Origin of the sequence: Paenibacillus sp. FSL H7-0357 (assembly GCF_000758525.1) — a bacterium.
Taxonomy (GTDB): Bacteria; Bacillota; Bacilli; order Paenibacillales; family Paenibacillaceae; genus Paenibacillus_AQ.
On sequence record NZ_CP009241.1, the window covers coordinates 6089445 to 6108398 of the forward strand.

Sequence of the window (18954 nt, forward strand, 5' to 3'; positions counted from 1 at the left end):
AAGGCTGTCGAAACTTTCTCGACAGCCTTACATTTTGAATGCAATCACGAAGTAGTTACTGGTATTGTACCGGACTTCACTCTGGCGCTGAACCCGGCAACTGCTTTTTTCAATAGTAAGGCCAGTCCCAACGTAATGAGAATACAAATCGCATTCAGAACAAGGTCGTTCACCTGCAGGTTCAGGCTTCTCCGGAGATCTGTCAACATCTTGAGCATTCTTTCATGAAGCAGATAAATCTCCAGACTATGCGTGCCGCAGAATGAGAGGAAGGAATAACGGGTCCATTTACGCTCTGCCATCCAGTGCAGTACTCCCGCCGCCAAGATGCATAAAGGCAGTGTAATCAGAATAAAAGGATACCACCACAGTCCATAACTCCATACATAGTCCTGCAGATATTTCTGGCTAACTACCAGCAGCAATATACCTGAGACAAACACTGCAAGATGCATGATTAGACTCAGCCGCGAGATTGCCCGTTTTTGATCGATAAGGTATCCAACAAACACGCCTACACAGAATATCGGAATTCTTATCGTAAAAATCAGCAAATAGGAGAGCGAAGTTCCAGATAGAACTACGCTGAGCAGTATTCCAAGAAGGCTGGCCACAGCAACGGCAATCACCTTATTCCGCCCCCTGAAAAAATACATAAACAGCGGCGTAAGCAAATACAACACCAATAGTGCAGGGACGTACCAGTCAAACCGGCTGTCCAGCCCGAGCCAAAAGCTAAGCGTCGTCAGATTCAGAAGGACCTCTGTAAAGGACATCTCACCGATCCCCCAATACAGAAGACAAAATAACAGCACCACCGGAAGATACGTTGGCAGAATCCGCTGCAGCCGTCTTTTGTAAAAGGTAGCCGTGCTGACATTTCCGCGATAGGCATAATATAACCCCAAACCCGAAACCAGCAGAAAGATATCGACTCCACCGTACCCATAGGCTTGCAAGGTGCCGAGAACCGGCACGGAGGATGCATTAATCGTCGAATGATACAGCACCACCCACAGAATCGCCAGTCCCATGAGTTGGGTACGATACGTGCTGATCAGCTTATAATTAAGCTTTGTCATGGATAACCTCCTGAAGCGCCGGCAGCTGGCGGGAAGAGGGGCTCGCAGGCATTAGACTGGAAAGTTTCTTGTAATTCAGCGAAAAGAGAATGCCAAGCGAAGCTTCCGCAAGAATGATTAAATCCCGATTAGAAATCACCAGCGGAATCGCAACCACACTAATGACGATAAGAACCCAAACCGCCGGATACCCCATATACGGCTCGATGAAGCGGCCCAGCCACAGCAGGACTCTCATCGCCACATAAGTGCCGACCAGTGCCAGACACCATATCCACACAATATACAGGCGGCCCAGCCCAAGCCGGTCAAAGGCCAAGATCAAGATCAGATGGGTAAATAGAAATAGAAATGAATGCTTACCGAAATAGAGCATCAGATTACTGGGAGCATAGCTTTTTTTCCTTCTGAAGAGATAAAAGACCCCGAACAATACAAACAAAGACAGCAGAAGATAGTTCACAGACATATTGTATTTGATAAAATCCGCTTCACGCACTCCACCGTAACTGGATATCACGAGCAGTGCCCCGGCTACAAGAGCTCCAATAAGGTTCACGTGGTTACTGCACCGATATGCGAAGATCCCGGCCACAAATGCAAACATCCATGGGAAATAGGTAAACCCAACAGTTTCTGTGAACAGTATGGATTTAAACGGGAAGTCCGGCAATAGACTGCCAATGAAAAAATGCACCAAAAAAACAAGCAACGCCAATAGGAGATATAAATAGAGTGAAGGTTTCAAATATTTCTCTATGAGGTATACACTCAGCACTCCGAGTGCAATGATCTGGGGAACATCCATTACCGAAAACGCCTGAACCTCCGGTTTCCACATGAGATTATAGGAGAAACCGATGACAGCGAACAACACGTAGAAGCTAAGCAGCGACCTGAAGCTTTTCCTTCGAACCTGCAAGGTGGTCGTCACCCCCGAGACAGCAAAGAAAAATACAGGGGCCAAACCGGCAATAATCTGAAACACCCGCTCATTGCCATTAAAATAAAGCGGAATATGGGCCACAATCATCAAAATACAGCTAATCCCCTTAATAGCATCCAATGAATAGTCATATTCCTTCATTCCCCTCACTCTCCTCCCCCTTTATTTGACTTTCTTATAGAGTACTTTCTTATAGAGTATAAGACGGAATTCATAACTTTCCATCACTCTAAAGTGTAAGATTGGGTTGTGGGGGGAATGTGCAAAGCATGGAAGTGTTACATGAAAAAAAACAGAACATAACATCAAAACAAAACGGAGGCTACTTAAGCCCCCGTTCCACTGCGCTGCCTGCCTACCAGCTTCCGCCGATTCGATCCACGCTTCACCCACAACCGATCCGCATCATCACGATAGAACCAGATATGCATCCATCTCAAAGGTGTCCAGACTTCCTTAAATAAATAATTAGGCAAGGAATTCTCCCCTATCACAACAGTATAGATATAATCCTTATTATAGATCGGGATACCTAATTTGTTTGTCGGTTGGTGGGAGTGAAGTTAGGAATAGTATTAATAGTTTTGTCGACTGATAGTATAGAATGATTTAGAACAATTTATCGAAACCAACGCTTGATCTGCTCTAATGCATCTTTAGCCTCAGGCCCGTTATAACCGAATACATTGCCTATCATCTTAGTGTACTCGTTAAAGGTTGTTTCCCGACTATAACGATCACTCCACCAACGTTTGGCATTGTATCCGGATTCCGAACCTACATAGGCAAGCTCAATACCAGACTTTTTATAAACATGATCGAAAAGAAACTTCACACGCCGCATGTGAAAATCCGAAGACACAACAATAGCGGATGTAAAACCATGCTGTTTCATAATTGGAAGTGTTAGCTCGGCGTTCTGATAGGTGCTCAATGCTGCATTTTCGGTTAGAATAGCCTCTTTCGGTATACCTAAAGTAAGAGCGGTTTGGAGCATGTCGCCGGAATTGCTTGTTACCTCCTTAAAGTTTGAGAGGAGTAGGTAAGGAGCGTAGCCATCATTATACAACTTTGCTCCCTTTTCAATCCTCCCTGTTCCACCGCTTAGTACGATAATTACATCTGATTCTAAAGGAGATGCGATTAGTATCAGTAATCTTCCAGCTATAAAGAAAAAAAACGCTAATAAAAGAAAAATTAAAAAAAGACATCTGAGGGTCCTTTTGCTCCGTAATTTATTCACTCTATTAAGGTATGTACTTTTCTTCTACCAATAGATTCGTAGACCAATCCAGCATCCTCTGCCTCAGTAAGAGAGTAACAATTCCTTCCATCCAGTATAAGAGGCCTCTTCATTAACTCCTTATATTTATTAAGTGGAAAAGACTTAATCTCCGCCCATTCTGTAAAAATAAAGCATATATCTGTATCTACTATTGTCTCTTCTATTGATTTACAATAATTAATTTCATCAGGAAAAATCCGTCTGAAGTTTTCAGTTCCAACTGGGTCCCATACTTTTACATTTGCGCCATCTTCAATCATCAAGGGAATATTCACTAAAGAAGGTGCATCTCTTAAATCATCTGTTCCAGGCTTGAAGGTTAAACCTAACACAGCAATACTGAGTCCGTTAAAACTATCAAAATATTTCCTGGATTTCTTTATTAGCTTTATCTTCTGATTCTCATTCACTTCGATTGCTGCCTTTACTGTTTTCAATTCATAGTCATTAAAACTAGCAAGCCAATGTAACGCTTTAGTATCCTTTGGGAAACATGATCCACCATAACCAATACCAGCATTTAGGAAGCGATTACCTATTCTTGGATCCATACCCATTCCTAAAGCAACATCATCAATGTTAGCTCCAACAATCTCACAAAGGTTAGCCATTTCATTGATGTAGGATATCTTCAAAGCTAGGAAGTCATTAGCAGCATACTTAATCATTTCTGCACTTCTACGGTTGGTAACTACAAAAGGTATATCAAACTCCTTATACATTTCCTTCATTAATTTCTCAGCATTTTCAGACTCTACACCTAACACTATTCTTGTAGCATTCAGAGTATCTTTAACGGCTGTCCCTTGAGATAGAAATTCCGGATTAGAAGCGACTTCGATAGTTACATTATACTTTTTGTGTTCATTTATAATTTGTTCCACTTTATCATTAGTTCCTACTGGAACAGTTGACTTGACAATAACAATACAGTCTTGTTCTACCGTTTGTGCTATTTGCCGAGCTACCTCAAATACATATTTTAAGTTCGCGGAGCCATCTTTCTTCTCTGGTGTTCCAACTCCAATGATAATGATTTGTGCATCACTGTATGCTTTCATGTAATCAGTTGTATAAGTGATGTTCTCTTTATTTTGCTCCATAAGTAGCTCTAGGCCAGGTTCGTATATTGGAGAAGTACCATTTTGCATAAGTGAAATTTTTTCTTTATCAATATCTAAACAGGTTATATTATTTCCTCTTTCAGCTAAACAAACAGCTGTAACCAGTCCTACGTAACCAGTACCCGCTACGGAGATTTTCATAATAATCATATCCTTAACATTTTTTTAATAAGCGCTTTGTTCCATACAACAAAATACTCAAATCTAGTACCAAATCTATCTTTAAACAATCTTATAATTTTGTCATTTAGTTCTGGATGATCAAATTCGCATCTCCTATTGCTCGTATTAATACTGGTATCATACTTACTACTTACTCCACTATGTGTACCTGATCCATCAAGGCCAATATTTTTCACTCTTGAGACTTTAGGGTATATTGTGAACATATCTAATTTAGATTGGCTATAACACCATCGTATTGCCCAGGAATCAATATCCCCCTTCATTTGGGAATCTAGCATAGCAGACAAATCTCTACCGCCGCGGTTAAACTTCTTCCGAAGACTCTTATCTATTCTAAAAGTCATGTAATCATCCACTTGCCAGTCTACATTGTCCCACCTATTTTTCCAAGTAGCCCATCCCCAGCTACACCCCCTATATGATAAATATACTTCACTTTCATATTTATCCGGGAAATCCAAATTAAAAGTATAACCACTTACTGACCAAATTTTTTTATCATTTTCATAAAATTTCAATGCATCATTCATATAACTTAAAAAGTCCGGTGAAGTTATTAAATCATCCTCAAGAACAATTACTTGTTGAGTCAATTCAATTATTTCATTAACTCCTGAGATTATTGAATTTGCGAGTCCTTTATTAAACTCTGATTTAATGATTTTGACTGATTTAAACAACTTTTTATCAGGAAGTGTGTCAATATAATCTCTTACAAGTGTCACATTCTTAATAGCCTTTTCATTTTTTGGTGCATCTGAGAATATAAAAACATCAGTGTCATCTGCCTGATAATTATAGGCTAATGATTCAATTGTCCGCCTAGTGTGCTCTGGTCTTGCATAAACAAATATTAAAACAGGAGCTAACATAGTAACACCTCACAACGGTATATTTTGAATGAGTAGTTTCGACTTTCCTCTTTTTGTCAAAGGTAACTCAATTACAAACTCAAAATATGTTTTTATTTTTGCAATATCATAAAAATTATCATGAAGCTCAATTTGATCTTCCTGTGAAAACCTTTCATTTTTAATTATTCTAAAAACGATCACTCCAGGGGTGTTCTGCACAATTTGCCATTTTTCTATATGATCAAAAGCTTTATAGTGTCTACCAAATACTATAGCAGTTAGTAAGACTTTATCCATATTCTCAGTATAAATATAATCCTGTGTTCTCCCTAGAATCCTTTTAAGCCTCACTATCCCGTTCTCAATCCCGTCATAAGTAGCCAAATCTCCTGTACGATATCGTATAAAGGGCATAGCATAGTTATTAAATCCAGTCACGACCACTTCGCCAACTTCACCCGGTTTCACATGAATACCATTTTCATCAATTATTTCAGTATATCCATAATAAGGGGAACAATAAGTTATAAGTCTATCATCAATTGAATAGCCAAATACGCTAGCTTCAGCATGCCCATATTGATTAATAACTTTAGTTTTGAAAGCACGACTTATATTTTTCAGTTGATAATCAGAGAAGCTTTCAGATGTTAATTCAACCCCTTTTATCACCATGCCCAACTCAATGTTATTATCATTGATATAAGTTGCTATCGAATCGATAAATGATGGATAACCTCTTATGAAGCTTGGTTTGAAGTCCTTTATATACTCTACATATAAATGTTTATTATTATTAGTAAGATATTGCGATGACAAAGCAAAACTACCATATGGTATATCTTTTTCGCTTTTTCTTATCCAAAATATTTCTTGCTTCAGCAGTTCTTCTGGTATTATTGTACCGTCCATTGCCAAAATTTTATCTCCTGGAGAATATCCAAACATCCTGTATAAAAAATGTTGGTGCTCTGAATCATAGCCCCCCAATGTATAAAATCCTAATGGTTCACCTGTGCTTCCTCCGGTAGTTACAAAACCAACATATTTTTTTGATTCAGGGATAGCCAAAATGTTGCTTTTTTCTTCTCTTATGGTACCTTTCGAGAGAAAAGGAATCCTAAAAAAATCTTCATAATTTTTTAAGTCAATCTGATTCTCAATAAATATTCTTTTATAATATACAGAATTTTCAAACGCATAATTTAGAATTTTGATAATTTTTTTCCTATAGATATTTTCGAAATTCATGTTATGTCCCATATGAAATTTTTGGAGATTTTTCAATCCGTAGTATATTTCCAACTTACCAATATAATGCCTGAAACCATAGCGAATATATTGAGGATCATTTAATCTTTTCATAATGCGAACTAATCGAGAATTCCCCATATAAAATCATCCTCATTTGTGTTTAATATCTGAAAAAATCTTTCTCAAATTAAATGCTCTTAACATCATAATGGACGAAATTCTTGTTGGTTTAAAAAAGGCTGGCGCAATAATCGCAACTGTTATTTGTGAAGTTAGTGTAGCTATAGCCGCCCCATAACCTCCATATAATGGTATTAAAAAATAATTCAATGATATATTAATAATACAACCAGCTGCTATATAAGCCATTGAATATCTTTGTAAGCCTTCACTCACTAACCAAACACCTCTAGCCGAACCTAACATCGCAAATATACCTGCCCAGATACTAACTGACAAAATTCGTGCAGATTCTATATATTCAGGACCATATAAAATTCCAATAATAAGCTTCGCAAATAACATTATGAATACGCCGAAAACAATACCCATCCAAGCTACAATATTATAAAGTAACTGCACCGACCTTATATAACCATCTTTATCGATTTTCTTTTTACTCATAATTACTGGTCTAAATGAAATAATAATGGCAGTTGGAATAAAATACCACATCTCCGCAATTCTAACAGCCGCTGAAAATATGCCAAGCTCATCTTTATTTGGCATTATAGTCCCCAACATAACTTGATCAATTCTCATGTATAATGATACCATCAAGCCTGAAAGCACAAGATACCAACTTTGCGACAATATTTCTTTCGCATAATCCATGCTAAATCTCATGCGAGATTTTTCTTGTCGGTATTTGATATAAGCCATAACTAGTGCTGCACTTACTATTGCAATATCAATTGTGTAAATTAAGGCAAAAAGAATTAGATCACCTTTGAAATAAACTAATAATAGTTTTAAACCTGCAGTCAACAAACTGACAATAATTCTAATTAAGGAGGATATCTTCGCTTTCTGATGAGCCTGTATCCAATACTCAATAACTTCGAACGATCTTATAACCATTGAGCAGGACATTATAAGAACGATAAGTTGTAGAGAATTATTAGATGGTTCTAGTATCCACATTACTATACAAGAAACAACGGTTAATATGACTCCGCCAATTATCCTTAACAAAAAGCTTGTGCAGAGAATAGTCCCTTCTTCATACTCTTTTTCCACAATAGTTTTAACAATTAAAATCTCCAAACCTAATGTTGATAAAACTGTAAACAAAGAGACGATAGCCAATGCATAATTAAATTCGCCATATAACTCGGGACCGAAATAACGTGCAACTACCGCAGTTATAAACACACCTAGTATCATGCTAAAGACTTTATCACTTACTAGCCAACCAGAGTTCCCTAATATTTTTTTGGCTACCTCATTACTTAATAGTCTACTCTTAACTAGATTTAATAAGTTCAATTTATTTTCCCACTTTTTCCATATACTTTTCAAATAGTATTTTTAAATGAGACTCAATTAGTCTATTGAAACTATATTCTTATAAATTTGAGATAGCTTTTCTAAATTATGTTCTCTATTATGGGTTTTCAAAGCACGTACTCTTGCGTTATTAGAAAATTTCAATGCTAAGTCATTATCAGCAAAAATTTCACAAACATAGTGTGCCAACATATATGGTGCATCTGCTTGATACAAGAATCCTTCTTGCTTATCAAGTAATAAATCGCTTATCCCCCCAACATAAGAAGCTACACAGGGCACTCCTAGTATCATTGCTTCTCCGAGCGAGTTAGGACTATTCTCAATCGATGAAGGACAAACAAATACGTTTGATTTTAGAAATCTGTTACACATTTCATTCTCATCTAGACTGCCGGTAAAGGATACTTTATCTTGAAGTTTATATTTACCTATAAGATGGTTTAAATACTTAGCGTATGATGTTTCCTTTAATTTTGCTTTTAATCCACGTATATTAAAAATATCAATACCACCAATATATAGTTTAGCTTTCGGGAATTTTTTCAAAATAATAGGCATTGCCTCTAACATATGGTGCAAGCCTTTAATAGGATATGTGCCTTGACTAACAAATATTGAATGTTCTTCAATTTTTTTAATATTCCATACAGAATTATAAAATTCCTCTCTTAGTGTTTCATTACAGTAATGATATTGTATGTCAGGATTTATCTGTAGTGCACAGGCTTTATCCCACATTGTTCTTCCTAGTACATGCTTCACCTTCTTTAGTGCCAATACTTCAGAAAAACCTCTTTGCTCAAATTTTTTTTGTTGTTGCACTAAATTATCTTTTTTAATCAGATCTCGAAAGGTAAAGCTATTTTGAATCTTTCTAGGTAGATTAGCCATATAATGTTGGGCGTAAATTGATACTAACCCTTGTATAGAAATAAGCACTTTTATTTTTCTTTGATTACAAACGTTAACCATAGAGAGTGTATGAACAAACTCCGTTCCAAATATATGTACAATGTCAGGAGTAGTTGTTTCTATAATTTTCTCAAGATATTTATAAATTTCATGCTCATTTCTATTCTGTGGAAAAGGATAATACTTTATCTTCTCCCCAAATAGAACATTTTTCGAACTGATTAATTTACAAGGGAAAGCGATTGAGAGTTCTATTCTATCAGAATTCGCTAAATATTTAGACATATTAACAAGCCATCCACCAAAAGGAATAGTTCTCAAGTTCATCAAAATACTTGCTTCTGGTAATGGAATATTCGTGAGCCATAAAACTTTCATCTTTTCAACCCCAAACTGTCATATATTACAAGTGAAATATAAAAGTACCTTTTTTTGATCAATACTAACTATTTATTTGTGGTACTTTTGATGATTTACTGGTTTTATCATTATGAATTTTGTTTACTACTAAAATCAAGCCTATTGCAAGCCAAGTATGAGGCGCTGAATAGTTCCATCGGAACGCTGTAGCTACCATTTGGTATACTAGATATACATTCAAGGAAAAGGTAATTAAGTTACTATTATTTAAATAATACCTATAAAAGATAGCACAGCTCACACCAAACAAAAGAGATAGAGATAATACTAAAGGTAAACCTCCATCTAAGTAGAAATTCATTATACTTGTGTAAAAAGCATTAAACGTAGTGTTATCTCCTATTAGTATTGGGTTAACGGTGAAACTAGCCGTCTTTTCATTTGCCGTATGGAAAGAGAACGAGTTCCCACTTAAAAAAATAAGAAATGTGTTAATCATTTCTTCAATTCCCGAAAAAAAGGATCTTCCATAAGTATATCCTGTTAATTTATATATTTGAGAAGATAAAAAAAAGTCCAACGATCTAAATGGCCCTGTAAAGTATATTACAAGTTGTTTGAGAGAGTAATTCACAAAAACATCTACAGACTCTGATAAGCTCGGAGACCTAATTCCAATTCTTTTAGCTGAGCTTAAATTCATAAAATAAACAACAAAAACAAAAAAAATCACATAAAGAGATTTTGAGATGTTACTTCTTTTCTTGAAATTTGTGCTTACTTTTTTAAATAAATCATATTTAAAACCAAAGGAAATCAATGTGAAAATTATAATTTCAAAATAAATAAACCTTCCATTTCCTATAAATGCAAATAAAACACTATTGAATAAAGCCAACCCCAAGTTTATTCCTTTTTTTCCATTTACAACCAAGTCGGATATTAACGCAAGAATAGAAACTTTAACCAATGGGGTAATAATCCAAAAATATAATAGCGAACTAAAAGATGAGCCAAATAATAAACCTTGTTCATATACAATTCTTCTCATGTCTGCCGTAGTCATAGAAAATAATAAATTGTTATATTTTATAGCAAAATAAATCAAGATGAAGGAAAGAAAAAACTGAAGAAACAAAAAGAATCTGGTATTTAATAAGTCACCACCTAAGAGTCTTTGCTTATCCACCCCCACATTTATATGATTTTTATTTTTTTTGTGATTTACTACAAAGAAGCCAATAGAAGTTGCAACCACATTCAACCAAATTATCATATATGTTTTAGTTGAAACATCATATAGCATAAATGGGTTACCTAAGGATACAATAGTCCATATTCCCCAGAATAATGAGAAATAGGTTAATGGATTAAATATATTACCAGTTCTAATTACTCCAAATATTATAATGAAGCAAATTGTACATATAAATAATATGTATAACATTTTTTCCCCCTAAACTGAAACATCAATAATTTAGCATATTTCATGAAAAATAGTAGTTTTAAGAAAATCCAAGATTTTTTCCGCTTGTTTTAAGTTGTTTTTATAAGTCAAGACAAAACTTTTAGCCTTCAATCCGAACCCATGGAGTTCTCTCATATCTAAACTTAAAACTTCAACAAGTTTTTCCTTTAAGTCATCCACATTTTCACCTTCAAAACAATAAACAAATTCTTTATATTCTACTGGCATTCCCGGCAAATTTGTTGTTAATATTGGAGTACCAGAAGCCATATACTCCATATTCTTTGAAGGAAATGAATATTTTGTAAACTCTTCTTCAGATGGCCTCGGATTAATTAATAATGTTGCTTTTGTCTCCTTGATTATTATCTCGCTATTAGGTAAAACCCCATAAAATCTAATTCTTTTGTCTTTAAGTTCATAATTTTTCAATTCATTTTCCAGTTCCCCCGATCCAAACAACCATAGTTCGGCATCATTGAATGGAATATTAATAAATGCTTCAACTAATTTTTTCACACCGTATTTTTCTTGTAACGCACCTGCATAAATAACAATTTTTTTTTCATATTTATTTTTCAATTCGTTATTAATTTTTGTCATTTCTAGATCTACGAATCCTTCAATAACAATATGAGGCTTCTTATGTGGATTGACTATTTCATTCATATGGATGGTCAACAAAACATATCCATCATGCTTTTTAATAAAAAAATCACAAAATTCAGTATACCATTTTTTAAATAATTGCTTAATTCCAAATTGTCTCTTAGTGGAATATGTCTGCATAAATTGCGGTAAATCAGTAACAATCCCAATAGTTTTCACATTACAAAGAGTTGCTGCACATTTAGCAGCAGCACTGATAGTTAAATTCAAAACATCACATATTATGACCCTTTCATTCTTTCTATTATTAAAGCACCATATAAATGAACCAATAAAGGCAATTAGCAACGTAAGAATGTGCCCTATAAAGGGTACGTTTAATAAAGGTATATACTTATATGTAACTTCTTTATCGCTATCATTAGGATAGTTGATAAATAATTTTCGAGTATTCATGCGTGATAATGGTATTCCACTAAGCGTTGTAACGGTAGCATGTCCTAGACTTCCAAACCCCTCGGCTAGTAAACGATGAAACTTTTGAGCCTGTTGCTCCGGTTTAATAATGCTTTTAGTGAAAAAATCATTAAATGTTCTGGTAGAGCATAATCTTGAAACATAAAGTATTTCCATTAATCCCTCCCCCCTCCAAATATCTCATATAATTTATTTTTAAAAATTAAATTGTCATTTAAAGCCTTCTCAATAATATTACCTGCTACAACTTCTAGTTTTGCCCAATCAATTGAGTTGTACCAACTGTATATATCCTCAGCGATATTATTCGCATCATAATTAATCTGATATCCTAATTCTGAACTCGTTATTTGCATTGCAGTGTCTGAATTCACAATTATTGGTATACTATACCAAGCAGCATCGTAAAGCTTATTAGATAAAGCATATTTAACTAATAAGGACTCATTTCCATAAGCATTAAAGAGTATGTCTGTCTCTTCATAGAATTTTTCTTTTTGGTTTTCGTTATACCTTCCGTAGAAAAAAACATTTTTCATATTATTTTCTTTGCAGTACTCTTTGATTTTATTTTCATCTACTCCATCACCGTAGAAAGAAAATAAGAATCGTTCATCATTTGATATCAAATTTAGCATTTTAACAACTTCACTATAATAAGAAATAGCCCCAATATACGAAATTCTGATAATCTCTCTTTGCCTTGCAGTATTTGATCTTATATTTTTGTTCCTCTTATTCTTAAAATCCAAGTTATGACATACTGTATATTCCGCTTGTGGTAAAAAACTCAAAAAAGAAGGAGATGAAATAACTGTCATTTTACTAACATGTACTACTTTTCCTAACATTTTTTTATAAAACGAGTATTTCTCATAAGTATAATCTCTTATATCTAAAATGAATCTATCTTTATATTTCTTTTTCAGGAATTTACTCAAAAATAAAGCAGGCAAAGTGGTAAGAATTATAAGAAAATCATACTTTTTTTCCTTAATTACTTTTTCGCAAAATTTAAAAAAACCATACATTTGCTTCAATTTCCATATTTTATCACTATCATCAGACATCTCCTTTCTATATACTATTGTATTATTATTTGATTTTTCATTCATATTCTTTCTATCCCAATAAATCAAATCAAAATCAATCCTATTTTCTTTCAAAAAAGATTCGTAAACATTAAAATAAGGCATATACCTTAAATTAGAGAATCCAATAACTCCCACTTTCATTTTTAATATTTCCTCCATGTATTCCTATCAATTATATTTGTATAACTCTGTATAATTTTTATGACCTTCACAGAAACATTCTCATCCTTATAGTCATAGGGTAGTAATGTTTTTTCATTGTTCAGTTTCATCTCACAAGCCAGTTTTATGGATTGTTCAATTAGTTTAGTATCAATGCCTCCAATAACAACTGTTCCTTTATCTAAAACCTCGGGACGCTCTGTAGATGTTCTTAACAAGACCCCTGGAAAATCCAGCATCGCACTCTCTTCAGACAAAGTACCACTATCCGAAAGAACACAATAACTATTCTTTTGGAGTTTATTATAATCAAGGAACCCAAATGGCTTTAAGTTCTGCACAAGTGGATGAAATTTGAAATTTCGTTGTTCAATATATTTCATGCTTCTTGGATGCGTAGAATAAATTACAGGCATTTGATAACGTTCAGCAATTTTATTAATTGCTGTCATTAATGATATGAAATTCTGTTCATTATCAATATTTTCTTCACGATGAGCTGAAACAATTATATATTTCTCCGGTTCCAAATTTAATCGATTAAGCACATCACTAGCGTCGATCTTGTCCATATGTGCTTGAAGAACCTCTTGCATAGGTGAGCCTGTAACAAAAATATGTTCTTTACGGAATCCTTCTGACAAAAGGTATCTTCTGGAATGTTCTGTATACGGAAGATTAATATCTGAAATATGGTCAACAATCTTGCGATTGATTTCCTCAGGAACGTTCTGATCGAAGCACCTATTCCCTGCTTCCATATGGAAAATAGGCACTTTCAGTCTTTTAGCAGCAATCGCACTCAGTGCACTATTAGTATCACCTAAAATAAGTAGAGCATCAGGTTTTTCCTTCTCAAGAACTTCGAACGATTTTGCTATTATGTTCCCCATAGTTTCTCCAAGATTAGTTCCCACTGCCTCAAGGAAGTAATCTGGTTGGCGAAGTTCAAGCTCATTGAAGAACACTTCATTTAATGTGTAATCCCAATTCTGCCCTGTATGTACTAGAACATGATTGAAGTATCTATCGCAAGCTTTTATGCACTCAGACAAACGAATAATCTCTGGTCTGGTTCCTAATATTGTCATAACCTTGAGTTTCTCCATTTATTTATACCTCCAAGTAATAAGTGTCTGGTTTGTCAGGATTAAATAATTCATTAGCCCAAAAAAGGGTTATTACATCAGTATTACCTGTGTTAGTAATAGAGTGTGTGTATCCAGGTGGAATATCTATTACTCTTAAAGATGAACCATTTACTGGATACTCAAAGATTTCTTCGCCTTCAATCATTCGGAATTTCACAATAGCTTCGCCTTCAATGACAAGGAACTTCTCCACCTTAGTATGATGCCAGTGGTTGCCTCTTGTGATACCTGGTTTAGTCCGGGATATGAATACTTGACCAGAGTGTTCGCTCTTAACAAACTCTGCTAACCATCCTCTATTATCATGTTTCATTTCCAGATTGTATCCGAAATCGTCTTCTTGCAAATAAGAGAGATAAGTACTATAAAGATAACGTTCAAAATCATTCTTCAGATCTGAGAGAACTAGTGTTCTTCGGCTAGCTTTAAATGAGGCTAAACTAGCCTCCAACTCCTTAAGTTTAACGTTAAATGATCGTGAAATATCAAGATAATCACTTGTCTTGGTTACATCCGAATTGTCCATGACGTGTATAAACGATTCAACTACATCATCAATATAAACCAACTTAACTTCTGCTTCCGGATCATTCACTTTAATGGGTATATCTCTACTAATATTGTAACACCAAGTCGCAACTACAGAATTATAGTTAGGTTTGCTCCATTTTCCGAAAACATTTGGTAGCCTAAAGACAAATGTACGAATCTCTTCATTACGCCCATAAGCAAATACTGCTTCCTCAGCCGCACGTTTGCTGTTCCCATATGGATTATCCATTTCAGCTTGTATCGATGAAGAAAGTAGTATTGGTGTCTTCTTTCCATTCGAACTCAAAATATTGAGTAGATGTTGAGTATAATCCAAGTTTCCAGTCATAAATTCCTCAGTATTATCAGGACGATTAATTCCAGCAAGATGATAAATAAAATCTGCCTTAATCGCATATTCTTCTAATTCTTGGAGTGAATGCTTAGAGTCGATCTTCATAACCTCGATATCTTCTCTTCTATTTAATGATGCTACTAAATTACGTCCAATAAATCCGTGAGCACCTGTTACCAAAACAGTTTTCATTATTCTTAGCCCCTGCCATTAAGTTCTTTTTTTATCAAATCTAGACTTAACAAGAGTTCCTTTATACCTTGAATATCTAATCTTTCTGTATTATGAGAGTTGTATTCCCAGCCCACAGAAATTTCTTTATCACCTTCGTCAAAGAATTTATCATAGTTTAAGTCTCTGGTATCAGCAGAAATTCGATAATAGCTGCCCAAATCTGTTGCTTTAGCCATTTCCTCACGTGTCAGTAACGTCTCATATAACTTTTCGCCATGTCTAGTTCCAATAACTCTTGTGTGACTGTCCGATTGAAATAGTTCTTTTAGGGCAACAGCTAGTTCTCCTATTGTTGAAGCAGGAGCTTTCTGAACGAAAATGTCCCCTTGTACTGCTTTATTAAATGCAAACAACACTAGTTCAACAGCATCCTCCAAGGACATTAGATAACGAGTCATATCAGGATCTGTAATTGTAATATCCTCATAATTTTTAATCTGATCAATAAATAATGGGATAACAGAACCTCTTGAACACATTACATTTCCATAACGAGTTCCACAGATTAACGTATCTTCAGGAGAAACAGTTCTTGATTTAGCTACCATAACCTTCTCCATCATCGCTTTTGAAATACCCATAGCATTGATAGGATAAACTGCTTTATCAGTCGATAGACATACGACTTTTTTCACTCCAAAAGCAATGGCAGCATTAAGAACATTTTCGGTACCCATAACATTGGTCTTAACAGCTTCCATTGGAAAAAATTCACATGAAGGGACTTGTTTTAGGGCAGCGGCATGGAACACATAATCTACGTTATGCATAGCTGCTGCCACGCTGTTGTAGTCTCTCACATCACCGATAAAGAATTTGACTTTATCATTTCTTAATTCCTTGCGCATATCATCCTGTTTCTTCTCATCTCTGGAGAATATTCTAATCTCACTAATTTCCGTGTTCAAGAATCTTTTTAAGACTGCATTACCAAAAGAGCCAGTTCCTCCAGTTATCAATAACGTTTTTCCTGTAAACATCATTAATTACCCCATATCTTATTTTATTTAATGAGAGACAATAATTTTGTAAGTTTTATCGACAGTAAAGTTTTCTTCTAAATAAGCTCTCCCATTAGAGCCCATTTCCAAACGTAATTTCTCACTGTTATTTAAAGTAGTTACATTATTCTTGAAACCTTCTAAATCCCCACTCTTAGACCACAATCCACATTTTGCTTCATGTAACATATCTTTGACATCAGTATTGACATCTGTTGCTGCTAAAATTGGCAGTCTAAATTCCATATAAGAATTTAATCTTGAAGGAAAGTTCGGAATTGTGAATCTTGCGTCTAAAAATACAAGTCCAACATCACTTACAGATAAAATCTCATCAAATTCATTTTTGGGCATGTATTTTTCTAACCGTGTGTTCTTTTGCTTACTTATAGTTATTTGATTCTTTATCTTCTCGAACTCAGTACCTGAACCTACTATTAAAACGTATGTCCGTTCTATATTTTCCAAACATTTTAAAACATCTATTAAAAAATCTATGCCTTGTGGTTTCCCTAAATTCCCCCCATAAACATATACCACCGCATCTGAAGGGATATTATACTTAGATCGTATCCTATTTCTCTCTATAGAGGAATGAGTACGCATTTGAACTGGTTTAATAGAGTTAGGACAAACCTCGATCTGATTGATATCAACTTCGGTATTATGTTTGATAACATAATCTACGTTCGCTTTTGACATGCATCCAATATTATCAGATATTGCGTACAAACTTCTCTCTTTTCTTCTGAAATAATGCCATAGCATACTTCTTTCTTTAATGATTCCCAAATCAACTGCATTCTGTGGAAAAATATCCTTCAACAGCAAATATGATTTACTTCTATCCCGCTTTTTTATATAATCAACTATCTTTACAAAAGTAATTGGTGGAGTTGAATATATGATTAAGTCAAATCTAATATCTTTAAAATACTCTTTTACAGCTTTGATAAACTGTCTTTCAATCAATAAGGTAGATATCCCCTTCTCTAGGAAACCAGTTTTTGTTACATTTCCTGTCTTTACTCTTAATACTTGTATACCGAATTCATTTTTAAGTTCTGTTTCTTTCTCATACCTCTTCTCACGCTGACAAATCACATAAACTTCATCGCCACGATCTTTAAACTCTCTCATCAAGTCTACATATAAATTTCTCGAGTCTTCCCCTTCTGGATAAGCGAGTGTCAAAAATAGTATTTTCATCTTTTATCAGATTCGAAAACTTCACTAAATGTGTTTATTACTAACCTTTGCTGATCCTGTGTCATAGAAGATCCTGAAGGGAGACAAATTCCATATTGAAATAAGTAACTGCCAACACTTTTAGTTTCATAGTGATTGAATATCGGTGTATCTATGAATAGTGGCTGTAAATGCATCGGTTTCCATAAAGGCCGAGATTCAATATTCTTCATTTCAAGTTGATTAACTATATATTCAGGAGTGACATCAACTCCCTCGTTTATGGTTAGTACAGATAACCAGTAATTAGGACTTCCCAAATCAGAAATCGGCATAAAACGGAGCGGCAATTCATTAAAACCATCTACATATTGGTCAAATATAAACTTTCGGTTATCAATAAAACCATCCAAAGCCTGTAACTGTCCTCGGCCTATTCCAGCACTTATATTGGAAATTCGATAATTATAACCTACTTCTTTATGTTCATAATGCTTGGCCGCCTCTCTAGATTGTGTTGCCCAAAATCGCATTTTCTTGATGGCCTCAGCATCGTTAGAAACGACCATTCCGCCACCCGAAGTAGTAATAATTTTGTTTCCATTAAAAGAGAATATACCTATATGACCAAATGTCCCACATTTCTTTCCTTTATACGTTGCCCCGAGAGCCTCAGCTGCATCTTCAATAACTGGAACTCCATATCGTTCACATATCGGTAATAGCTCATCGTAATCAGCACTCTGTCCATAAAGATCGACAATAATGACTGCCTTAGGCATTTTGTTTTCTTTTTTTGCCCATTCAAATGCTTTCTCTAAAGCTATTGGTGACATATTCCATGTTTCCGGTTCTGAGTCTATAAATACCGGCTGAGCGTATTGATATAATATTGGGTTGCAACTACCTGCAAATGTAAGGTCAGAACAAAAAACATAATCACCAGGACCCACATTAAAATATTTGAGCGCTAAGTGAATACCTGCAGTTCCAGAAGATAATGCCAGTCCGTGATCAATACCCACATATTCACATAATTCTTCCTCGAATTTATCTACATTAGTCCCAAGTGGCGCAATCCAATTACTATCAAAAGCTTCCTTTATGTAATTCATTTCATTCCCGCTCATGTGAGGAGGAGAAAGGAATATCCGTTCTTGTGTCATTTC

The 18954-nt window shown here is 34.9% G+C and carries 17 protein-coding genes; all 17 read right to left on the reverse strand.

Features of this window, described 5'->3' with window-relative positions; genetic code table 11:
* Positions 1–44 precede the first annotated feature (44 nt).
* The 17 genes from H70357_RS26905 to H70357_RS26980 all read right to left on the reverse strand — a co-directional run bounded on the left by H70357_RS26905 (position 45) and on the right by H70357_RS26980 (position 18951).
* A complete protein-coding gene (locus H70357_RS26905; RefSeq protein WP_038595762.1) occupies positions 45–1082 on the reverse strand; it encodes an acyltransferase family protein in 1038 nt (345 codons plus the stop codon).
* Positions 1069–2169: a hypothetical protein gene (locus tag H70357_RS26910; protein ID WP_038595763.1), complete on the reverse strand. Its 1101-nt coding sequence runs from the start codon at positions 2167–2169 to the stop codon at positions 1069–1071. The genes H70357_RS26905 and H70357_RS26910 overlap by 14 nt, the downstream gene beginning before the upstream one ends.
* Positions 2170–2354: 185 nt before the next feature.
* Positions 2355–2504, reverse strand: a complete 150-nt coding sequence (locus tag H70357_RS36090) for a hypothetical protein (RefSeq protein ID WP_156130953.1) — start codon at positions 2502–2504, stop codon at positions 2355–2357.
* A 143-nt stretch (positions 2505–2647) separates the two neighbouring features.
* Entirely contained in the window at positions 2648–3271 is a 624-nt protein-coding gene (locus H70357_RS26915) for a YdcF family protein (protein WP_038595765.1), read from the reverse strand.
* On the reverse strand, positions 3268–4578 hold the full coding sequence (locus tag H70357_RS26920) for a UDP-glucose dehydrogenase family protein (protein WP_038595767.1): 1311 nt from the start codon (positions 4576–4578) through the stop codon (positions 3268–3270). Before H70357_RS26920 ends, H70357_RS26915 begins: the two co-directional genes overlap by 4 nt.
* A 5-nt stretch (positions 4579–4583) precedes the next feature.
* Complete coding sequence (locus tag H70357_RS26925) at positions 4584–5495, reverse strand: glycosyltransferase family protein (RefSeq protein WP_038595770.1); 912 nt, start codon at positions 5493–5495, stop codon at positions 4584–4586.
* A 9-nt stretch (positions 5496–5504) separates the two neighbouring features.
* Complete coding sequence (locus H70357_RS26930; protein WP_038595771.1) at positions 5505–6869, reverse strand: phenylacetate--CoA ligase family protein; 1365 nt, start codon at positions 6867–6869, stop codon at positions 5505–5507.
* Positions 6870–6881: 12 nt separating this feature from the next.
* Entirely contained in the window at positions 6882–8219 is a 1338-nt protein-coding gene (locus H70357_RS26935; RefSeq protein WP_038595772.1) for a flippase, read from the reverse strand.
* A 57-nt stretch (positions 8220–8276) separates the two neighbouring features.
* Positions 8277–9533 (reverse strand): glycosyltransferase family 4 protein, encoded by a 1257-nt coding sequence (locus tag H70357_RS26940; protein WP_038595775.1) that lies wholly within the window; start codon positions 9531–9533, stop codon positions 8277–8279.
* Between the two features lie 64 nt (positions 9534–9597).
* Entirely contained in the window at positions 9598–10962 is a 1365-nt protein-coding gene (locus tag H70357_RS26945) for an O-antigen polymerase (protein ID WP_038595777.1), read from the reverse strand.
* 30 nt (positions 10963–10992) lie between these two features.
* Positions 10993–12225 carry a glycosyltransferase gene (locus tag H70357_RS26950; RefSeq protein ID WP_038595779.1) on the reverse strand — a complete coding sequence of 411 codons (1233 nt, stop codon included), beginning with the start codon at positions 12223–12225 and terminating at the stop codon, positions 10993–10995.
* Entirely contained in the window at positions 12225–13304 is a 1080-nt protein-coding gene (locus H70357_RS26955; protein WP_038595780.1) for a glycosyltransferase family protein, read from the reverse strand. Before H70357_RS26955 ends, H70357_RS26950 begins: the two co-directional genes overlap by 1 nt.
* A 2-nt stretch (positions 13305–13306) precedes the next feature.
* Positions 13307–14434, reverse strand: a complete 1128-nt coding sequence (gene wecB, locus H70357_RS26960; RefSeq protein ID WP_038595782.1) for a non-hydrolyzing UDP-N-acetylglucosamine 2-epimerase — start codon at positions 14432–14434, stop codon at positions 13307–13309.
* Between the two features lie 4 nt (positions 14435–14438).
* Positions 14439–15554 carry a polysaccharide biosynthesis C-terminal domain-containing protein gene (locus H70357_RS26965; RefSeq protein WP_038595783.1) on the reverse strand — a complete coding sequence of 372 codons (1116 nt, stop codon included), beginning with the start codon at positions 15552–15554 and terminating at the stop codon, positions 14439–14441.
* A gap of 5 nt (positions 15555–15559) precedes the next feature.
* Positions 15560–16576: a polysaccharide biosynthesis protein gene (locus tag H70357_RS26970; protein ID WP_038595784.1), complete on the reverse strand. Its 1017-nt coding sequence runs from the start codon at positions 16574–16576 to the stop codon at positions 15560–15562.
* 27 nt (positions 16577–16603) lie between these two features.
* Positions 16604–17806, reverse strand: coding sequence for a glycosyltransferase family 4 protein (locus tag H70357_RS26975; RefSeq protein WP_038595786.1), 1203 nt, complete (start codon positions 17804–17806; stop codon positions 16604–16606).
* Entirely contained in the window at positions 17803–18951 is a 1149-nt protein-coding gene (locus tag H70357_RS26980; RefSeq protein WP_038595788.1) for a DegT/DnrJ/EryC1/StrS family aminotransferase, read from the reverse strand. The genes H70357_RS26975 and H70357_RS26980 overlap by 4 nt, the downstream gene beginning before the upstream one ends.
* Between the last annotated feature and the right edge of the window lie 3 nt (positions 18952–18954).